Origin of the sequence: Streptomyces sp. NPDC007189 (assembly GCF_040703635.1) — a bacterium.
Taxonomy (GTDB): Bacteria; Actinomycetota; Actinomycetes; order Streptomycetales; family Streptomycetaceae; genus Streptomyces.
Genome location: NZ_JBEYEY010000006.1, coordinates 1 through 18,637, shown reverse-complemented (window position 1 = coordinate 18,637; position 18,637 = coordinate 1). Strand labels below are relative to the sequence as shown.

The 18,637-nt window shown below is 71.7% G+C and carries 17 protein-coding genes; 8 read left to right on the top strand and 9 right to left on the bottom strand.

All coding sequences use genetic code 11. The annotated features are described in order from the left end of the window. Positions 1 to 43 precede the first annotated feature (43 nt). The gene (serB, locus tag AB0950_RS14230; RefSeq protein ID WP_360150902.1) at positions 44 to 1,267 is read right to left on the bottom strand and encodes a phosphoserine phosphatase SerB; all 1,224 of its coding nucleotides are present in this window, start codon (positions 1,265 to 1,267) and stop codon (positions 44 to 46) included. A gap of 350 nt (positions 1,268 to 1,617) precedes the next feature. Next, complete coding sequence (locus tag AB0950_RS14225; RefSeq protein ID WP_366778603.1) at positions 1,618 to 3,510, bottom strand: streptophobe family protein; 1,893 nt, start codon at positions 3,508 to 3,510, stop codon at positions 1,618 to 1,620. A 297-nt stretch (positions 3,511 to 3,807) separates the two neighbouring features. Between AB0950_RS14225 and AB0950_RS14220 the strand changes: the two genes are divergently transcribed. Beyond that, a complete protein-coding gene (locus tag AB0950_RS14220; RefSeq protein ID WP_360150908.1) occupies positions 3,808 to 6,414 on the top strand; it encodes an FHA domain-containing protein in 2,607 nt (868 codons plus the stop codon). Positions 6,415 to 6,495: 81 nt separating this feature from the next. Here AB0950_RS14220 and AB0950_RS14215 read toward each other — a convergent pair whose 3' ends face one another. The 3 genes from AB0950_RS14215 to AB0950_RS14205 form a co-directional block, all read right to left on the bottom strand. Further along, positions 6,496 to 7,245 (bottom strand): transglycosylase SLT domain-containing protein, encoded by a 750-nt coding sequence (locus AB0950_RS14215; protein WP_366778602.1) that lies wholly within the window; start codon positions 7,243 to 7,245, stop codon positions 6,496 to 6,498. 301 nt (positions 7,246 to 7,546) lie between these two features. Beyond that, positions 7,547 to 8,701: an S-adenosylmethionine:tRNA ribosyltransferase-isomerase gene (locus AB0950_RS14210; RefSeq protein WP_366778601.1), complete on the bottom strand. Its 1,155-nt coding sequence runs from the start codon at positions 8,699 to 8,701 to the stop codon at positions 7,547 to 7,549. Continuing rightward, on the bottom strand, positions 8,698 to 9,393 hold the full coding sequence (locus tag AB0950_RS14205) for an SDR family oxidoreductase (RefSeq protein ID WP_360150917.1): 696 nt from the start codon (positions 9,391 to 9,393) through the stop codon (positions 8,698 to 8,700). Before AB0950_RS14205 ends, AB0950_RS14210 begins: the two co-directional genes overlap by 4 nt. Before the next feature lie 226 nt (positions 9,394 to 9,619). On the opposite strand from AB0950_RS14205, the gene AB0950_RS14200 reads away from it, so the two are divergent. From AB0950_RS14200 to AB0950_RS14190, 3 genes are all read left to right on the top strand, one after another. Then, positions 9,620 to 10,765, top strand: a complete 1,146-nt coding sequence (locus tag AB0950_RS14200) for a GAF domain-containing sensor histidine kinase (RefSeq protein WP_360150920.1) — start codon at positions 9,620 to 9,622, stop codon at positions 10,763 to 10,765. Then, the gene (locus AB0950_RS14195) at positions 10,758 to 11,399 is read left to right on the top strand and encodes a response regulator transcription factor (protein ID WP_360150923.1); all 642 of its coding nucleotides are present in this window, start codon (positions 10,758 to 10,760) and stop codon (positions 11,397 to 11,399) included. Before AB0950_RS14200 ends, AB0950_RS14195 begins: the two co-directional genes overlap by 8 nt. A gap of 171 nt (positions 11,400 to 11,570) precedes the next feature. Next, the gene (locus AB0950_RS14190; RefSeq protein ID WP_360150926.1) at positions 11,571 to 11,816 is read left to right on the top strand and encodes a chaplin; all 246 of its coding nucleotides are present in this window, start codon (positions 11,571 to 11,573) and stop codon (positions 11,814 to 11,816) included. A 217-nt stretch (positions 11,817 to 12,033) separates the two neighbouring features. On the opposite strand, the gene AB0950_RS14185 is transcribed toward AB0950_RS14190, so the two are convergent. After that, positions 12,034 to 12,822: a hypothetical protein gene (locus AB0950_RS14185; RefSeq protein WP_360150929.1), complete on the bottom strand. Its 789-nt coding sequence runs from the start codon at positions 12,820 to 12,822 to the stop codon at positions 12,034 to 12,036. 150 nt (positions 12,823 to 12,972) lie between these two features. Between AB0950_RS14185 and AB0950_RS14180 the strand changes: the two genes are divergently transcribed. The 3 genes from AB0950_RS14180 to AB0950_RS14170 all read left to right on the top strand — a co-directional run bounded on the left by AB0950_RS14180 (position 12,973) and on the right by AB0950_RS14170 (position 15,350). Next, on the top strand, positions 12,973 to 13,764 hold the full coding sequence (locus AB0950_RS14180; RefSeq protein ID WP_360150932.1) for an ABC transporter ATP-binding protein: 792 nt from the start codon (positions 12,973 to 12,975) through the stop codon (positions 13,762 to 13,764). A gap of 75 nt (positions 13,765 to 13,839) precedes the next feature. Continuing rightward, positions 13,840 to 14,271: an NfeD family protein gene (locus AB0950_RS14175; protein WP_360150935.1), complete on the top strand. Its 432-nt coding sequence runs from the start codon at positions 13,840 to 13,842 to the stop codon at positions 14,269 to 14,271. 110 nt (positions 14,272 to 14,381) lie between these two features. After that, positions 14,382 to 15,350, top strand: a complete 969-nt coding sequence (locus tag AB0950_RS14170) for an SPFH domain-containing protein (RefSeq protein ID WP_330340876.1) — start codon at positions 14,382 to 14,384, stop codon at positions 15,348 to 15,350. A gap of 113 nt (positions 15,351 to 15,463) precedes the next feature. Here the strand turns inward: AB0950_RS14170 and AB0950_RS14165 are convergent, their stop codons facing one another. The 3 genes from AB0950_RS14165 to AB0950_RS14155 form a co-directional block, all read right to left on the bottom strand. After that, a complete protein-coding gene (locus tag AB0950_RS14165; RefSeq protein ID WP_360150940.1) occupies positions 15,464 to 15,970 on the bottom strand; it encodes an HNH endonuclease in 507 nt (168 codons plus the stop codon). A gap of 168 nt (positions 15,971 to 16,138) precedes the next feature. Further along, positions 16,139 to 16,678, bottom strand: a complete 540-nt coding sequence (locus tag AB0950_RS14160) for a YbhB/YbcL family Raf kinase inhibitor-like protein (RefSeq protein ID WP_360571196.1) — start codon at positions 16,676 to 16,678, stop codon at positions 16,139 to 16,141. A gap of 45 nt (positions 16,679 to 16,723) precedes the next feature. After that, positions 16,724 to 17,506: a sporulation protein gene (locus tag AB0950_RS14155; RefSeq protein ID WP_360150946.1), complete on the bottom strand. Its 783-nt coding sequence runs from the start codon at positions 17,504 to 17,506 to the stop codon at positions 16,724 to 16,726. 100 nt (positions 17,507 to 17,606) lie between these two features. Between AB0950_RS14155 and AB0950_RS14150 the strand changes: the two genes are divergently transcribed. Then, positions 17,607 to 18,257 (top strand): DNA-3-methyladenine glycosylase, encoded by a 651-nt coding sequence (locus AB0950_RS14150; protein ID WP_360571192.1) that lies wholly within the window; start codon positions 17,607 to 17,609, stop codon positions 18,255 to 18,257. The last annotated feature ends 380 nt before the right edge of the window (positions 18,258 to 18,637 follow it).

Sequence of the window (18,637 nt, the reverse complement as noted above, 5' to 3'; positions counted from 1 at the left end):
GCCCGGCACCGCTCAGGCGCCGGGCCCTCGCATCCGGGCCTGCTCAGCCCTCGTCGTGCGTGTCGGCCGCCTCGACCTCTTCCCGGGTGACGCCCAGAAGATACAGGACCGTGTCGAGGAAGGGGAAGTTCACCGCCGTGTGCGCCGCCTCGCGGACCACCGGCTTGGCGTTGAAGGCGACGCCCAGACCGGCCGCGTTCAGCATGTCCAGGTCGTTGGCGCCGTCGCCGATCGCCACCGTCTGGGACAGCGGCACCCCGGCCTCCGCGGCGAACCGGCGCAGCAGCCGCGCCTTGCCCGCGCGGTCCACGATCTCGCCGGTGACCCGGCCGGTGAGCTTGCCGTCGACGATCTCCAGCGTGTTGGCCTGCGCGAAGTCCAGGCCCAACCGTTCCTTCAGATCGTCGGTGACCTGGGTGAAGCCACCGGAGACGACGCCGACCTGGTAGCCGAGCCGCTTCAGCGTACGGATCAGGGTGCGGGCGCCCGGCGTCAGCCGGACCTCGTCGCGGACCTTCTCCACCACGGAGGCGTCCAGCCCCTTCAGCAGCGCCACGCGCGCGTGCAGCGACTGCTCGAAGTCCAGCTCCCCGCGCATCGCCGCCGCCGTCACCTCGGCGACCTTGTCCTCGCAGCCCGCGTGCGCCGCGAACAGCTCGATGACCTCGTCCTGGATCAGCGTGGAGTCCACGTCCATGACCACCAGACGCTGAGCACGCCGGTGCAGGCCCGCCGCCACGACCGCGACATCGACACCCAGTGCCGCCGCGTCCGTGGCCAGGGCCGTGCGCAGCGGCTCGGTCTCGACACCGGAGACCGCGAACTCCACCGCCGTCACCGGATACTTGGCGAGCCGGAAGATACGGTCGATGTTGCCGCCGGCCTTCGCGATCCGGTCGGCGATGGCGGCCGTCGACTCGGCGGTCAGCGGATGACCGAGGACGGTCACCAGCGAGCGCCCGAGGCCGCGCGGCCGGTTGTCGCCGTGCCCGGAGATGATCTCCGCCTGCATCTTCATCGACTCGGCCCAGCTGTGCACGGTGGCCCTCAGGTCGCCCTCCAGGCCGGCCGGCGGCTGCGTCACCAGTGCGCACAGCACCAGGCGGCCCCGGGTGACGACCTGCTCGATGTCGACCACGTCGACGCAGTAGGCGGCGAGGGTGTCGAAGAGGCCCGCCGTGATGCCCGGCCTGTCCTTGCCGAAGATCTTGACGAGGAGAGTGGGAGCCTCGGGGTTCTGTGCGGCGGAGGTCTGCGAAGCGCTCATGGTGTCACCACCGTATCCGGCACCCAGTGCCGTCCGCCGCCGAGGTCCGACTGACGGACACCGAACAATGGATGGCGCGTCGGTGTCAGGGATCTTGCCACCGGGAGACACCGGCCCACCGGCACCCGGCGGCCCGCGGCCCCACCACGACTGTCCCACGAGATGCCCTGACGGGCAGGGCCGTGGCGAGGAGCGGTCCTGGGACGGGCGGCGCTGCCAGGACCGGTACGGCGTACGGCGGGTTCGCCCGTGTCCCGACCGGCTCGGCGCGGCGCCCCGGCCGGGACTGGGTGGGTACGTGCTGGTGACCTGCTGATGGACAGCCAAACGCCCTGGTGAGCTGCCGGGTCTCAGCCGCGGGGCTTCCGCTTCCCCGGTGGTGCTGCGGGCGGCGGGGGCGGGGGCGGGGGTGGCCATTCGGTGCCGTCGGCGCCCCGGGAGCGGTCACCGCGCCGTGCCGTGCCGCGGCGCCGCGGCGGGGGAGCGGCGTCGAGCGGCCCCGCGATGGTCGGCGCGCCGTAGACGTCGTCCGGGACGCCCGTAGGCCCGGCTTCCGGCGGCTCCTCGCGCACGTCCTCCGGCGCCTGGGGATCCTCGCGCACCCGGAGATAGGGGTTCGTGTCCGGGTTCGGCGGCCGGTACGGCGTATCCGGCGTGTAGGGCCCGACGCCGTCGCCACCCCCGTACGCCGAGTCCCCACCGTCCCCACCCAGGGCACCCTCGTCCCCCACGCCCCGATCGCCGCCCGCCCCGGTGCCCGGCGCCTCGCCGCGCTCTTCCCGGCCCGCCCCCGCCGCCAACCGGGCCACCGGCACCGCTCGTGCCCCCGCCGCGCCCGTTGCCCGAGCCGCGAGGGCGCCGAGGGCCCCGGCGGCCGCGCCCCAGGCCGCGCCCAGAAGGAGGGCCGGACCGAGGCGGCCGTGCAGGTCGATGCCCGCGTCGAAGGCGTCGAAGCCGAGGACGGACAGGGAGGAGGACACGGACACGTCCGTCAGCCAGGCGAGCACGGGCAGGGCGAGCGCGGTGGTGAGACCGAGCCGCAGGCCGCAGCGGGCGGCGAAGCCCAAGACACCGTCGGCCTGCCGCCCCACCGACCCTCGCCCTACCGACGACCGCCCCACCGGTGTCCGCGCAGCCGTCAGGATGCCCGCCAGCAGCATGGCCAGGCCCGCGGCCACGGCCAGCAGCCATACCCGGCTGTCCAGGTCGGCCAGCCGGGCGAGTGTCACGGGGCGGTCGGCGTGCGCGGTGAGGAGTTGGTCCAGCGGGTGGGGGAGGAAACCGCCGAGGGCGCCGGTGGCGTGGCCGTCCCAGGGGACGAGGAGACCGAGGGGGAGGCCGAGCCAGACCCCGTTCGGGGCGCCGAGCAGGGCCGCGCCGGCGATCCGCGCCGGGTGGTCGTCGCCGGCGGCCGCGTACGCCGCCGCCGCGAGCCCCGCCGCGACGGTCACCAGCAGCACGGTGACGAGCGCCGACACCGCCGGCCGTACCGCCCGGTGCACGACGGACCAGCCCGGCGGCAGGGGAGCGCGCCGGGAGGCGAGCAGGGCGATCAGCAGGACACCGGCGCACCACAGCGCGCCGCCGAGCAGTGTGGCCGTCGTGTCCACGGTGAAGCCGACCGCGGCCTTGGCGTGGACGAGGTCGCCGAGCCGGTCCGGCAGCAGTCCGCCGACGTCGCCGATGCCGGGGATGCTCAGTCCGCCGCCCCTGCCGCCCGTGCCGGGCAGCCTGTCCAGGCCGAGCGAGCCGCCGTCGACGGTGACGACGTCATGGCCGGCCCAGGCCAGACCGCCCAGCACCGCCACGAAGAGGGCGACCACCGTGCCCGCGCGGGCGAGGAGTTCGGCGGGCGCGACGACAACTCCCGCCGTGCGCAGGGATCGTAGGAAGAACCAGGAGAGCAGCAGGGCGCCCGCCAGGCTCACCCCGAGTGGCGTGATATCGACGGCGGTGTGGGCCTCGGCGCCTTTCAGTCCGAAGGCGGACACGTCGCCCGACGGCGAGACCGAACCACCCGCCGCGAGGGCCACAACTGCCGCTGTCATGGGGCCCAATGAGGCGGTGGAGTCCGCCTGGAGCAGATGCAGGCCGAGCGCGGCCGTGCCCGCCATCCCGATCAGCGCCCAGCTCACCGTGGCGATCGCGGACAGCAGGACGTCCTTCCAGGGCACCGCCGCGGGGCGTCGCGCGGTTCCGGCGGCGGACCCGGCGGCGAACCCGCTGTTCGTGGCTGACCTCATGGCAGACCCCCCGATCAGACCCCCGATTGGCAGACCCGATGTGGCAGCCCCCCGATAGGGCAGCCCCCCGATCCGCGCTACGGCACCAAAGCCGCGTCTGTCCCCCTCGTCGGGATTACCACTCTCCGGCCCGGTTTCAACCCCGTCAACGGGGCGAGTTGAAGCGCGCGCGGGCGCCCGTGACAAGGCCCGGGTTTCGGTCAGAGGGCCGAGCCTGAAATAGTTCCCCCCGATGTTCGACATCCCTAGACTCCCTGTGATGGGGGAACTTCGGGGGACAACTCAGTGGGGCATGGAGTGCCGGAACTCGTACTGGAATCAAACGGACGGACCTGGACGCTGGACCCGTCCAGGCCCTACACCCTCGGGCGCGATCCGCAGGGTGACATCGTCTTCGACGACGCCAGGGTGTCCTGGCGGCACGCCACGGTCAGCTTCAACGGCCGCAGTTGGGTCATCGAGGACCATGGCAGCACCAACGGCACGTTCGTGCAGGGCCGGCGGATCCAGCAGATGGAGATCGGGCCGGGCGCCTCGCTGCACCTCGGCAACGCGACCGACGGACCGCGGCTGAATCTGACCGGGGCCGCGGCCGGCCACCAGCAGCCGGCGCCGTACGCCGCGCAGGGCGCCGCAGGCCAGGCGGCCGGCGCACCGGGCTGGGCCCAGCAGGCCGCCGCACCGCAGCAGGCGGCCGCGCAGCCGCAGGCACCGGTCCCGCAGCAGGCCGTACCGCACCAGGCGCCCGCGCAGCCGCAGGCCCAGCAGCCGGGCTGGCAGCAGCAGGCGCCCGCGTTCCCGCAGCAGGCGGGGCCCGGTGAGCAGTACGCGCAGAAGGCACCCGGTGGTGGCGCGGGGGCGCCGCCGGTCTACGGCGACCGCAGCCCGACCACCTTCCACCAGTTCGCCATCGGCCGGGTGATGCGCATCGGCCGCGCCCTGGAGAACGACCTGGTCGTCTCCGACCTGCAGGTCTCGCGGAATCACGCCGAGTTCCACGCCACGCCCGACGGCCGGCTGGAGATCCGCGACCTCGGCTCGCACAACGGCACCTATGTCAACGGCCAGCCGATCCCCAAGGGCGGCTCGGCGCAGCTCGGCCCGGCCGACATCGTCGGCGTCGGCCACTCCACCTTCCGGATCGTCGGCGACCGGCTCGAGGAGTTCGTCGACACCGGTGAGGTCTCCTTCTCCGCGCGCCATCTGACCGTCACGGTCGACGGCGGCAAGCAGATCCTGAAGGACGTGTCCTTCGGCGTCCCGGAGAAGTCCCTGATCGCGGTCATCGGCCCGTCCGGTTCCGGCAAGTCCACCTTGCTGAAGGCGCTCACCGGCTACCGGCCGGCCAACCAGGGCGAGGTGCTGTACGACAACCGCAACCTGTACAAGCAGTTCGCCGAGCTGCGCCAGCGCATCGGACTGGTCCCGCAGGACGACATCCTGCACAAGGAGCTGACCGTCAAGAAGGCCCTGAAGTACGCGGCCAAGCTGCGCTTCCCGGCCGACACCACCGCCGCCGAGCGCGACGCCCGCATCGACGAGGTGCTGCGCGAGCTCAAGCTCGACATCCACAAGGACAAGAAGGTCACCTCCCTGTCCGGCGGCCAGCGCAAGCGCGTGTCGGTGGCCCTGGAGCTGCTCACGAAGCCGTCGCTGATCTTCCTGGACGAGCCGACCTCGGGTCTCGACCCGGGCATGGACCGCGACGTCATGCAGCTGCTGCGCGGCCTCGCCGACGACGGCCGTACGGTGCTCGTGGTGACCCACTCGGTGGCCGAGCTGGCGCTGTGCGACAAGCTGCTGGTGATGGCGCCGGGCGGGGCCGTCGCCTACTTCGGCCCGCCGGAGGAGGCGCTGAACTTCTTCGGCTACGACAGCTGGGCCGATGTCTTCTCCGCCTTCGAGAACTACCGCGACTACGACTGGGCGGGCCGCTGGAAGGGCTCGCAGCACTACCAGATGTACGCCGCGGACGTGGACTCGGTGGCCCCGCAGTCCGTACCCATGCCTCCGCCGCAGGCCATGAAGCCGCCCAAGCCGCAGGCCTGGGGTTCGCAGCTGATGACCCTGATCCGGCGGTATGTGTCGGTCATCGTCTCCGACAAGGGCTTCCTGGCGCTGACGGTGATCCTCCCGGCGGTGCTCGGCTCGGTCAGCCTGCTGATCGACCACAACCGCGGCCTGCTGGTCAACGAGGCGATCAACCCCCGGACGGGCCAGCACATCCCCAATGGCACGGCCACCACCGTGCTGCTGATCCTCGCCGTCGGCGCGTGCTTCGCGGGCGCCGCGAACTCGGTCCGTGAGCTGATCAAGGAACGGGTGATCTACGAGCGGGAGCGCGCGACCGGTCTGTCCCGGTCGGCGTATCTGATGTCCAAGGTGGTCGTGCTCGGCGTCGTCACGGTGCTGCAGGGCCTGATGGTCGGCGTGATCGGCTTCTCGCCCCGCGAGATCCCGGACCAGGGGCTCGTCCTCGGCGGCAACACCCTGCTCGAGCTGTGCCTGCCGATCATGGCGCTCGGCTTCACTTCGATGATGGTCGGCCTGGTGATCTCCTCGCTGGTGAAGACGGCCGAGAAGACCATGCCGCTGCTGGTGATGTTCGCGATCATCCAGGTCGTCTTCACCGGCTGCCTGTTCACCCTGCACGGCACGCTCGGGGTCAACGAGTTCTCGTACCTGATGCCGTCGCGCTGGGCGGTGGCCGCCGCCGGCGCCACGCTGGACTTCAACAACATCGCCCCGAACACCGACGACCCGGGCAGCACCGACCCGCTGTGGAACCACACCGCCGGGGCCTGGGGCCTGGACATGGTCGCGCTGATCGCGCTCGGCGTGGTCTGCGGCTTCCTCGTGGCCCGCTTCCTGCGCCGCCACGAGCCGGAGGTCATGCGCAAGTAGCCGCGTGTACGACGAGAAGGGCGGCACCCCGTGCTGGGGTGCCGCCCTTCGGCGTCACGTGTCAGAGGTCCGCGCCAGGCCTCAGTACGCGCTGTTGACGTTGTCCATGGAGCCGTACCGGTGCGCCGCGTAGTTGCAGGCGGCCGTGATGTTGGCGACCGGGTCGTAGATGTTCCAGGACGTGCCGGCCACGTGGTAGGAACGGAAGGTCGGGTCGATGACCTGCAGCAGACCCTTGGACGGAATGCCGTTCTGGGCGTTGATGTCCCAGTTGTTGATGGCGCTGGGGTTGCCCGAGGACTCGCGCATCACGTTGCGGTAGATGCCGTTGTAGCTGCCGGGGATGCCCTGGGCGCGCATGATGTCCAGCGAGTGCCGGATCCAGCCGTCGAGGTTGTTCGCGTACGTCTTGGCGGAGACCAGCTCCATCTGCGGGCGCTCGGCGGAGCGGCTCGCGGCCTCCTTGGCGGCGCGGTCCTGCGCGGCCTTCTTGGCGGCGGCGTCGGCGGCGGCCTTCTTCGCGGCGGCCTCGGCGCGCTGCTTGGCGGCGGCGGCGTCGGCGGCCTTCTTCTGCGCGGCGAACGCGTCGAGCTTGACCGTCTGGGGAGCGAGCTGGTCGGTGACCGTGCCCTTGACGTTCTTCAGCTGGGCGTCGGCGGCGACCTGGGCGGTGTCGGCGGCGGAGGCGCCGGTGGTGACGGTGCCGGAGTTGCCGGGGACGGCCGCGAGGGCGATGGCGGCGGTGCCGAGCGCGGCGACGCCGGCGACGGCGATCTGGCGCTGCTTGGTCAGGACCAGACTATGAGCACGGTTGAGGATGTTCTTGGGCATGGCTGATGTGACCTCTTCGTTGGCGCGGAGGTCGCTCCTGCGTCCGCCGGGGGAATCGGCTCCTCCCACACGAACGCCGCGGGCCGGTGACCCACGGCGTTGAGCGACGGGAGCAATTCTTAGCTGGCGCAAAAAGTCCAGGCAAAGGGGTGACGTACGATCCGGCATAGTGGACCCGGGAAGGGCAAAACGGGACAGACCTGACCGTCTGTCCCGTTCATCTGGGGCTGGTTTATCTCCTATGCCGCTTCGTACGTGATGTGGACCCTATGCGCGGGCTCACATCGGAGACGTAACGAACTCACCAAGTGTTGCCATCGCAATGCTCAGGGTGAGGGCTCTCCTCCGGCAGGATGAGATGCACGTCGCCGAACTCGTGCCACAGATATCGCCCCCGAACGGCCTCCTCGTACGCGCGGTCGACCGCGGCCCGCCCCGCGACCGCCTCCAGCATCAGCAGATGCGAGGCCTGCGGCTCGTGCAGTCCGGTCAGCAGCCCGTCCACCACCCGCACCCCGCGCTCCGGCGTCACGACCAGATCCGTCCACCCCGCGGCCGCCCGCACCACCCCGTCCGGCCCGGCCGCCGACTCCACCGCCCGCACGGCCGTCGTACCGACCGCGATCACCCGGCCGCCCGCCCGCTGCCCAGGACCCGCCGCGCGCCCCGGCTGCTCCGCCTTCACCGCGTTGATCAGCCGCGCGGACGCCTCCGGCACCGCGAACCGCTCCGGATACGGCGGCTCGTGCGCCTCCGCCGACGCCACGCCCGTGTGCAGCGTGACCGGCGCGAACCGCACCCCCCGGCTCACCAGTTCCGTCACCAGACGCGCGGTGAAGGGCCGCGCCGCGCTCGGCATCTCCGCACTGCCCGACCCGTCCGCCGACGGCAGCGCGAACACCGTCTGGTACACCGACAGCGGCTGGTCCCGTTCCGTGTACGCGTAGCGGATGGGCCGCCCGTGCGCGCGCAGCAGCTCAAGGACGTCGCCATCCGGCCGGGCCCACCACAGCCGCTCCCCGCGCGGGCTCACGGGCTCCTCCAGCACCAGCCGGCCGGCCCCGGGCAGCATCACCTCCGTACCCGTACGCGCGCCCGTACGCGCGCGCGTGGTACCGCGTCCGTCCGGTTCCCGCAGCTCGACCGCCCACCGGCCGTCGTCACCGCGCGTGGAGAAGTGCACCACCACGCGCGCGTGCCCGATCCGCCCGTCCACCGCCGCGGCCAGCGTGGGCGAGGTGTTCACCACCAGCAGGTCCCCGGCCCGCAGCAGCTCCGGCAGCTCACCGAACGCGTGATGCGTCACCTCCTCACCGTGCGACACCAGCAGCCGTACGGCGTCCCGGTCCAGCCCCGGGCCCCGCTGCTCGGCGGGCACGCGCGCGGACAGCCCCTCCGGCGCCTTCCCCCACGTCCGGCTCCGCGCGAGCGGAGGGACCCCGGTGCCCCTGCTCACCGCCGCTCCAGCAGCGCCGGCGCCGTGTACCGCCCGCTGGCCGGCCGCTCGTCCAGCAGCCGCAGGAAGGCCGGTACGACCGTGGCGGGCGCCGGACGCGGATCGTCGTCGCCGGGTACGGCCGCCGCGTACAGCTCCGTCGCCATGTCCCCGGGATCCACCGCCCACACCCGCAGGCCGGGCTCCTCCACGCCCAGCACCGCCGCGAGCTGGTCCAGGGCCGCCTTCGAGGCGCCGTAGCCGCCCCACGTCCCGTACGCCTCGGCCGCCGCGTCCGAGCTGACGGCGATCACCGTCCCGGCCGGCGACTCCCGCAGCAGCGGCAGCGCCGCACGGACCAGGCCCAGCGCGGCCACCACGTTCACCTCCAGCGCCCGCCGCAGCCCCTCCACCGGCAGCTCCGCCAGCCGCACCAGCGGCTCGGCGCCCAGTGCGCTCGCGTTGCTGACCAGCAGATCGACACCGCCCAGCTCGCGCGCGGCCGCCACCAGCGCGGCCCGGTGCCCGGCGTCCGTCACATCCCCCACCAGCGCCTCCACGCGCGTGCCGTGCCCCGCCACGCCCTGCGCCGCCTCCTTGAGGGCCTCCGCGCCCCGCGCGTCCAGCACCAGATCCCAGCCCCGCGCGGCCAGCGCCTCGGCGAGCGCCCGCCCCAGGCCCTTCGAAGCCCCCGTGATGATCCCTACCGGCATGACCCCGTCCCCTCGTCGCTCACCGCCCCACCGGGCGATGGGCACAACCTAGGAACGGCACCGCACCCGCCGCCTCGGACGCGGGCCGCAAACCGCAGGGGTCCTTCGGCGTACACCGCACGCCCGGGGCCCCAGGCCCTAGACCCGCCGCCCTAGGACCAGCGGCCCTGGTCCCGCGGCCACTGGTCCGATCCGCGGTGTCACACCCCGCCGGTACCGTGAGGACATGAGTCAAGGCCCCCGGTCCGGCCTCGCAGCGGTCAGTGCCGCGCTGCTGGCCATGAGCAGGCATCTGGAGGTGCGCGACGTCCTGAAGACGATCGTCGCCTCCGCCCGCGAGCTGCTCGACGCCCAGTACGCCGCCCTGGGCGTCCCCGACGACCACGGCGGCTTCGCGCAGTTCGTCGTCGACGGCGTCAGCGAGGAGCAGTGGCGCGCCATCGGCCCGCTCCCGCGCCAGCACGGCATCCTCGCCGCGATGCTGCGCGAGGCGAAGGTCGAGCGCCTCGCCGACGTGCGCAAGGACCCCCGCTTCGAGGGCTGGCCGGGCGCCCATCCCGAGCTGGCCGACTTCCTGGGCCTGCCGATCAAGGACGGCGAGGAGGTCATCGGGGCGCTCTTCCTCGCGAACAAGCGCTGCGCCAAGCCGGAGGGCAGCTGCGGCTTCACCGAGGAGGACGAGGAACTGCTCGCCATCCTCGCCCAGCACGCCGCCATCGCCCTGACCAACGCCCGGCTCTACGAACGCAGCCGCGAACTGACCATCGCCGAGGAACGCTCCCGCCTCGCCCACGAACTGCACGACGCCGTCAGCCAGAAACTGTTCTCTCTGCGCCTGACCGCCCAGGCCGCCGCGGCCCTCGTCGACCGCGACCCCGCCCGCGCCAAGGGCGAGCTGCACCAGGTCGCCGCGCTCGCCGCCGAGGCCGCCGACGAACTGCGCGCCGCCGTCGTGGAGTTGCGCCCCGCCGCACTGGACGAGGACGGCCTGATCGCCACCCTGCGCACCCAGACCCAGGTCCTCGACCGCGCCCACAGCGCGCGCGTGACCTTCACCAGCAGCGGCTTCCGTGCCCTGCCCGCCGCACAGGAGGAGGCCCTGCTCAGGGTCGCCCAGGAGGCCCTGCACAACGCACTGCGCCACTCCGGCGCCGAACACGTCGACGTGAGCGTCGGGCGGCGCGGCTGCGGAGCCGTGCTGCGCGTCACTGACGACGGCAGCGGCTTCGACCCGAGCGCGGTCCGCCGCGCCGGACGGCATCTGGGCCTGGTCTCGATGCGGGACCGCGCGAGCGGGGTCGGCGGCACGCTGACCGTGGAATCGGCGCCCGGCAAGGGCACCACGATCGAGATGGAGGTGCCCGGTGGCTGACGCGATCAGAGTGCTGCTCGTCGACGACCACCAGGTCGTCCGGCGGGGCCTGCGCACCTTTCTGGAGGTGCAGGACGACATAGAGGTCGTCGGTGAGGCCGCCGACGGCGCCGAGGGAGTCGACCGCGCCGAGGAACTGCGGCCGGACGTCGTCCTGATGGACGTCAAGATGCCCGGCATGGACGGCATCGAGGCCCTGCGCCGGCTGCGCGAACTCGACCACCCCGCGCGCGTGCTCATCGTCACCAGCTTCACCGAGCAGCGCACCGTCGTACCGGCCCTGCGCGCGGGCGCCGCCGGATACGTCTACAAGGACGTGGACCCCGACGCCCTCGCCGGAGCCATCCGCTCCGTGCACGCCGGGCACATCCTGCTCCAGCCGGAGGTCGCCGGCGCCCTGCTCTCCCAGGAAGAGGCCAACTCCGGCCAGAGCAGAGCCGGTTCGCTCACCGACCGGGAGCGCGAGGTGCTCGGCCTGATAGCGGACGGCCGCTCCAACCGCGAGATCGCCCGCGCCCTCGTGCTGTCCGAGAAGACCGTCAAGACGCACGTCTCCAACATCCTCATGAAACTCGACCTCGCCGACCGCACCCAGGCCGCCCTGTGGGCCGTACGCCACGGCGTGACCGGCTGAAAGGCGCCGTGCGCGCCGGTGCGACCGGCAATACGGAGGGTTCCGCTCCGGGCTGAGATTCATACCGTCGTGGGAATGTCACCCGGATGGCGCATCCTCCGGCGATCTCCGCCGTTCTCCAGTGCGTGCCGCGGCGAACCGCCGCGGTGACCGCCTAGGAGGGGTTGGAAAGTGAAGAACCTGAAGAAGGCAGCCGCCGTGACGATGGTGGCCGGTGGCCTCGTGGCCGCCGGAGCGGGCCTGGCCTCCGCCACGACCGGCAGCTGGGCCGGCGGCGAGGCCCACGGCTCCCCGGGCGTCGGCTCGGGCAACGTCGTCCAGGTCCCGGTGCACGTCCCGGTGAACGCGGTCGGCAACAGCGTGAGCGTCATCGGCGTGCTGAACCCGGCCTTCGGCAACCTCGGCCTCAACCACTGAGTCCCGGCCGACACCGACCACAGGCCTCCCGGCACCGCCCGGGAGGCCTGCCGCCGTGACGACGTCGGTGCGGCCCCGCTCCCCGCAGGCCGCACGGCCCGGTCAGCACCCCTGTGGTGCGCCGGGCGTACGGGCGCCGCGGCTGACCGCCCGCCCGCACGCAGGCACGCACCACGGGACCGCCGGTACCGGCGTCGACACAGGCACCCCCGGCAGCTCAGCGCACCCCGCGCTCCCGCTCCTCCACGATCGAGTTGTACGCCGCCACCTGCGCCCGGCGGGCCGTCCGCTCCACGGGCCGCAAGGCTTCCGCCCGGGCGGCCATCTCCGAGGAGCTGACCGCACCCCCGTGCCCGTGGTCGTACGCCAGCGAGATCAGCAGCGCCACCCGCTGCGCCAGCTCCAGCACCCGCACCGCACGCGGCGGGTATCCCGGCGCCAGCACCTCACGCCCCCGCTCGGCCCGCGCCCGGTACGCGTCGATCGCCGCCTCCGCCACCGGACCGGACCCGGCGACGTCCAGCTTCGCCAGCATGTCGGTCGCGTCGCGCAGCGCCTCCGCCAGCTCCCGCTCGGCCTCGCCCAGCGACGGCACATCGGCGGGCGGCGCCTCCCGGACCGGCAGCACGCGCCAGACGACCTCGGCATGCACATCGCCCTCCGGCCCGGCCTCGTACACCTCCGGCACCAGCCCGAACGCGGCGCCGAAGCAGACCACCGCCTCCTCGGCCTCCAGCGCCCGCGCATTGAACTCGGGCGGACCGCTCAGCCCCAGCGGATGCCCCGGCGCCGGCAGCGCCACCCGCAGCCCGGTCGCCCCCAGCGCCCGCAGCCGCCCCAGCGCCAGCGTGAGCCCGACCTGCGCGGACTCCCCGGGCAGCCCCTCCACCCGGTGCACCGTGTCCTCGCCCACAATGGCGAGCGCGGCGTCATCCGGGGAGACGAGTCCGGCCAAAAGGGCATTTCCCCACGCGGCAAGGCGTCCAGAACGCGGTTCCGAGAGCATGCCCCCACCCTAAGGACCGGGCCGAAGGAATGGAGCGGCGCGCGCGTGGCGTAGATTTCATAAGGGCTGCGCCCACAGGCGCGGCGGACCGAGCCACAGGCGTACGCGACAGCCGAGACCGGCCACACTGCAAGGGGAGACAACGCGCTCATGAGCGATGTTCTGGAGCTTCAGGACGTATCCGTGGTCCGCGAGGGCCGGGCTCTCGTGGACCAGGTCTCCTGGTCGGTGAAGGAGGGCGAGCGCTGGGTCATCCTCGGACCCAACGGCGCCGGCAAGACCACCCTTCTGAACGTCGCCTCCAGCTACCTCTTCCCCAGCAAGGGCACCGCCACCATCCTCGGCGACACCCTCGGCAAGGTCGACGTCTTCGACCTGCGTCCCCGCATCGGCATGGCCGGCATCGCCCTGGCCGAGAAGCTCCCCAAGCGCCAGACGGTCCTGGAGACGGTCCTCACGGCCGCGTACGGCATGACGGCCCACTGGCAGGAGGAGTACGACGAGGTCGACGAGCGGCGCGCCCGCGCCTTCCTCGACCGCCTCGGTATGAGCGACTTCCTCGACCGCCGCTTCGGCACCCTCTCCGAGGGCGAGCGCAAGCGCACCCTGATCGCCCGCGCCCTGATGACCGACCCCGAGCTGCTGCTGCTCGACGAGCCCGCCGCCGGCCTCGACCTCGGCGGCCGCGAGGACCTCGTCCGCCGCCTCGGCCGGCTCGCCCGCGACCCCATCGCCCCCTCGATGATCATGGTCACGCACCACGTCGAGGAGATCGCCCCCGGCTTCACCCACGTCCTGATGATCCGCCAGGGCAAGGTCCTCGCCGCCGGCCCCATCGAGCTGGAACTGACCTCCCGCAACCTCTCCCGCTGCTTCGGCCTGCCGCTCGTCGTCGAGCAGGTCGGCGACCGCTGGACCGCCCAGGGCCTGCCCCTGTCCTGACGCCCCGTCCTGACCCCCTGTGCGCTTCCCCTTCGCGCCCTGTCCGCCGCCCGGCCCCGGCCCTACCATGACCATGTGAACGACATCGACGCATGGGTGTGGTGGCTCGTCGGCGCGGCGGCACTCGGAATCCCGCTCGTCGTCACCGCCATGCCGGAGTTCGGCATGTTCGCGGTCGGTGCCGTCGCGGCCGCCGTCGCCGCCGCACTCGGCTTCGACGCCGTGCTCCAGGTCCTCGTGTTCGTCGTCGTCTCGGTCGCACTCATCGCCGTGGTCCGCCCCATCGCGGCCCGGCACAGCAGACAGCACCCCCAACTCGCCACCGGTATCGACGCCCTGAAGGGCAGGCAGGCCGTCGTCCTGGAACGCGTCGACGGCTCCGGCGGCCGTATCAAGCTCGCCGGAGAGGTCTGGTCGGCCCGCGCGCTCGACACCGGCCGCGCCTACGAAGTGGGCCAGGAGGTGGACGTCGTGGACATCGAAGGGGCCACCGCCATCGTCATCTGAGGCATCCGGCCCACGAGTTGGGCGAAGTCTGACAGACTCGACCAGCAAGATCTTCTGCAAGCACGGGATCTGCCGAAGGCGCCGAGGCGGAGAGGGGTACGGGGAACACGATGGAACCGGTCATCATCGTCCTGGTCATTCTGGTGGTGTTGGTCTTCATCGCCCTGATCAAGACCATCCAGGTCATCCCACAGGCCAGCGCGGCCATCGTCGAGCGCTTCGGCCGCTACACACGCACCCTGAACGCGGGCCTGAACATCGTGGTCCCGTTCATCGACACCATCCGCAACCGCATCGACCTGCGCGAACAGGTCGTACCCTTCCCGCCGCAGCCGGTCATCACCCAGGACAACCTGGTCGTCAACATCGACACCGTCATCTACTACCAGGTGACCGACGCCCGCGCGGCCACCTACGAGGTCGCCAGCTACATCCAGGCCATCGAGCAGCTGACGGTCACCACGCTCCGCAACATCATCGGCGGCATGGACCTCGAACGCACCCTGACCTCCCGCGAGGAGATCAACGCCGCCCTGCGCGGCGTCCTCGACGAGGCCACGGGCAAGTGGGGCATCCGCGTCAACCGCGTGGAGCTGAAGGCCATCGAACCGCCCACCTCCATCCAGGACTCGATGGAGAAGCAGATGCGCGCCGACCGTGACAAGCGCGCCGCCATCCTCACCGCCGAAGGTACGCGCCAGGCCGCCATCCTCACCGCCGAGGGCGAGAAGCAGTCCCAGATCCTGCGCGCCGAGGGTGAGGCCAAGGCCGCCGCCCTGCGCGCCGAGGGCGAGGCCCAGGCGGTCCGTACGGTCTTCGAGGCCATCCACGCCGGCGACCCGGACCAGAAGCTCCTGTCCTACCAGTACCTCCAGATGCTCCCGAAGATCGCCGAGGGCGACGCCAACAAGCTCTGGATCGTCCCCAGCGAAATCGGCGACGCCCTCAAGGGCCTCTCCGGCGCGATGGGCAACTTCGGCCCCCTGGGCGGCGGCAACCAGGGCAACGGCGGAGCCAACGTACCCGCCCAGAACAATGGCCCCAGCACAGAACGCCGCGAGAAGCCGAGCATCGACTAGGGGTCACTGAAGAACGCCGGGTTCCTGCCGCGCCCCTTCAGGGGCGCGGGGAACTGCGCGATCAACCACAACGAACCCGCAGCCGACGTACGTCAGGAGCCCACGGCGTCTGGTCAGGCAGCATCCCGAGCCAACCAGCCCGGCAGCGCCTCGAACTCCTCGGCACCCAGCGCGAGCAACATCGCATCCGCCGGCGTGGGCTCGAACGGCTCCCTCAGCAGCTTCATCCCGGCCTGCTCCGGAGTCCGGTCGGCCTTCCTGTGATTGTCCTCCGCACACGCCGCCACCGTGTTCAGCCACGTGTCCTGCCCGCCCTGTGCCCGCGGCACGACATGGTCCACGGTCGTGGCCCTGCGCCCGCAGTACGCGCACCGGTGCCGGTCCCGGACCAGCACACCCCGCCTCGACCAAGGGGCTTGTCTTCGGAACGGCACCCGTACGTACCTGCACAACCGGATCACCCGGGGCGCGGGTATGTCCACATCGGCGCCACGCATGCGCAGTTCGGGGTGGGCCTGCTCGACGACGGCCTTGTCCTGCAGCACCAGAACGACGGCTCGATTCAACGTCACCGTCGACAGCGGCTCGAAGCTCGCGTTCAGCACCAGCGTGTCCCGCATCCAGCCCACCTCCCGTGTGCACCTGCCCACCCCCCGGCGGGCTTGGATCAACTCTGGACGGGCGCGCCGAGATGGACAACGCAATAAAAAATGCCCGCCTCCGATCACTTCCAAGACCGGAGGCGGGCAAACGTTCCGTGAACGCTCGGCTGAATCGCGGCGCCGCGCTCAGCCCTGCGCGGGGTTCTCGTACTCCCCGATGAGCTGCGCGCGTGCGAGGGTGTGGAACCGCAGATTGAAGCCGACGACGGCCGGCGACGCGTCCGCGTCCGGACCGAGCTTCTCCTGGTCGACCGCGTACACCGTGAAGACGTACCGGTGCGGCCCGTCCCCGGGCGGCGGCGCGGCGCCGCCGAAGTCCTTCGTCCCGTAGTCGTTGCGCGCGTGTACGGCGCCCTCGGGCAACCCCTCGAACTTGCCGCTGCCCGCACCGGCCGGCAGCTCCGTCACGGAGGCCGGGATGTCGAACAGCACCCAGTGCCAGAACCCGCTGCCGGTCGGCGCGTCGGGGTCGTAGCAGGTCACGGCGAAGCTCTTGGTCTGAGGCGGGAAGCCCTCCCAGCGCAGGTGCGGCGAGGTGTTGCCCTCGGCGTGGACCTGGGCGCTCTTTAGCGTCGCACCCTCCTGGACGTCGTCGCTCGTCACCGTGAACGACGGCACGGGCGGATGGAAGTCGTGGGGGAGCGGCCGCCGCTTGAGCTCGGTCACCTCGGTACCTCCTGATCGATGATCTGGAACCAGCAGTTCCCGAGCCTAGAACCAGTTGCGCTTGCTGCCGACCTCGGACAGCCACTGGTTCAGATAAGCCGCCCAGTCGGTCCCCATCCAGTCGTTCAGCCCCACCTGGAACGACCGGTAGGTGTCCGACCCCTCGCTGAACAGACCCGGCTTCTTGTCCATCTCCAGCACGACGTCCATCGCGTGCTCGTCGGCCACGAAGCTCAGCTCCACCTGGTTCAGCCCCCGGTACTGCGACGGCGGGTGGAACTCGATCTCCTGGTAGAACGGCAGCGTCTGCCGCGTCCCGCGGATGTGCCCCCGCTCCATGTCCGCGTTCTTGAAGCGGAAGCCCAGCTGGATGAAGGCGTCCAGGATCGCCTTCTGCGCCGGCAGCGGATGCACGTTGATCGGGTCGAGATCGGTGGAGTCGACGGCCCGCGCGATCGCCAGCTCGGTCGTCACCCCGATGTGCATCCCGCGCAGCGACTGCCCGTCGATCATCGTGACCGGCGTCTCCCAGGGCACCTCCAGGCCGAACGGCACCGCGTGCACCGCACCCGCCTGCAGCTCGAAGGCCCCGCCGAGCCGCACCTTGGTGAACTCGATGTCCTGCTTGTACTCCTGGTCGCCGCTCTCCACCTCGACCTTGGCCTGCAGACCGACGGACAGCCCCTCGACGTCCTGGTTCACGGACCCGCCCTGGATCCGCACCTCGCCCTGGACGACCCCGCCCGGCACGACATTGACCTCGGTCAGCACCGTCTCCACGGACGCCCCACCGGCACCGAGGCTCGCGAGCAGCTTCTTGAACGCCATTGACTCTCCCTTTACGAAGGCCCTCGACCCCTACAAACGCGATCCACCCCCCGACCGGTTCCGCCGGAGCGGTGCCGCGTCTGCACTACCCTCGGAGGGCATGATCGCGCCCCCGGACCGTACGCCACTGCCCCGAGAGTTCTTCGACCGCCCGGTCCTGGAGGTCGCCCCGGACCTGCTCGGTCGCATCCTGGTGCGTACGACACCGGACGGCCCGATCGCCGTACGCCTCACCGAGGTCGAGGCGTACGACGGCCCGAACGACCCCGGCTCCCATGCCTACCGCGGCCCCACCGCCCGCAACGCAGTGATGTTCGGCGAGCCCGGACACGTGTACGTCTACTTCACCTATGGCATGTGGCACTGCATGAACCTCGTCTGCGGTCCCGAGGGCCGGGCGAGCGCCGTCCTGCTGCGCGCCGGCGAGGTCGTCGAGGGCGTGGAACTGGCCCGCAAGCGGCGAGTTTCGGCCCGCAATGACAAGGAACTGGCCAAGGGCCCCGCCCGCCTGGCGACGGCCCTGGAGGTGGACCGCGCCCTGGACGGCACGGACGCGTGCGCCTCCGGCGAGACCCCGCTGCGCATGCTGACGGGTACGCCGGTAGCCCCTGACCAGGTACGCAACGGCCCTCGCACCGGAGTCGCCGGCGAGGGCGGGAACGGCGACGTCCATCCCTGGCGTTACTGGGTGGCGGGGGACCCTACGGTGAGCCCGTATCGGGCCCACGTGCCGAGGCACCGCCGAAGTTGACTCGCCCTACGAAGATGCGTAATGTATCCCGAGCCGCTGAACCGGGTACGGCGATCGCCTGCAGCCGGAGCGGCCACCCCACTACCTAGCTAGCACCCCTCGACGGGGTCGATTTTGGCGCGCTCGCGTGCCCGAATTCGACTCGCCGGACTCGATTATGAGTCGCCCGGGGAATGAGCTAACGTAGTGAATGTCGAAAGGGCGGACGGCGAAAGCCGAAAACCCCGCAGACGGCCCGCCGACCGGGAATCAGACGCCGAAAGGATCTGATAGAGTCGGAAACGCCGAAGGGAAGCGCCCGGAGGAAAGCCCGAGAGGGTGAGTACGAAGGAAGCGACCGTTCCTTGAGAACTCAACAGCGTGCCAAAAGTCAACGCCAG

What these genes read in the sequence shown, in the direction of transcription:
- serB (WP_360150902.1), bottom strand. Translation starts at nt 1,267, where the DNA reads ATGAGCGCTTCGCAGACCTCCGCCGCACAGAACCCCGAGGCTCCCACT.
- AB0950_RS14225 (WP_366778603.1), bottom strand. Translation starts at nt 3,510, where the DNA reads ATGAGGTCAGCCACGAACAGCGGGTTCGCCGCCGGGTCCGCCGCCGGA.
- AB0950_RS14215 (WP_366778602.1), bottom strand. Translation starts at nt 7,245, where the DNA reads ATGCCCAAGAACATCCTCAACCGTGCTCATAGTCTGGTCCTGACCAAG.
- AB0950_RS14205 (WP_360150917.1), bottom strand. Translation starts at nt 9,393, where the DNA reads ATGCCGGTAGGGATCATCACGGGGGCTTCGAAGGGCCTGGGGCGGGCG.
- AB0950_RS14200 (WP_360150920.1), top strand. Translation starts at nt 9,620, where the DNA reads ATGAGTCAAGGCCCCCGGTCCGGCCTCGCAGCGGTCAGTGCCGCGCTG.
- AB0950_RS14185 (WP_360150929.1), bottom strand. Translation starts at nt 12,822, where the DNA reads ATGCTCTCGGAACCGCGTTCTGGACGCCTTGCCGCGTGGGGAAATGCC.
- AB0950_RS14180 (WP_360150932.1), top strand. Translation starts at nt 12,973, where the DNA reads ATGAGCGATGTTCTGGAGCTTCAGGACGTATCCGTGGTCCGCGAGGGC.
- AB0950_RS14170 (WP_330340876.1), top strand. Translation starts at nt 14,382, where the DNA reads ATGGAACCGGTCATCATCGTCCTGGTCATTCTGGTGGTGTTGGTCTTC.
- AB0950_RS14165 (WP_360150940.1), bottom strand. Translation starts at nt 15,970, where the DNA reads ATGCGGGACACGCTGGTGCTGAACGCGAGCTTCGAGCCGCTGTCGACG.
- AB0950_RS14155 (WP_360150946.1), bottom strand. Translation starts at nt 17,506, where the DNA reads ATGGCGTTCAAGAAGCTGCTCGCGAGCCTCGGTGCCGGTGGGGCGTCC.
- AB0950_RS14150 (WP_360571192.1), top strand. Translation starts at nt 17,607, where the DNA reads ATGATCGCGCCCCCGGACCGTACGCCACTGCCCCGAGAGTTCTTCGAC.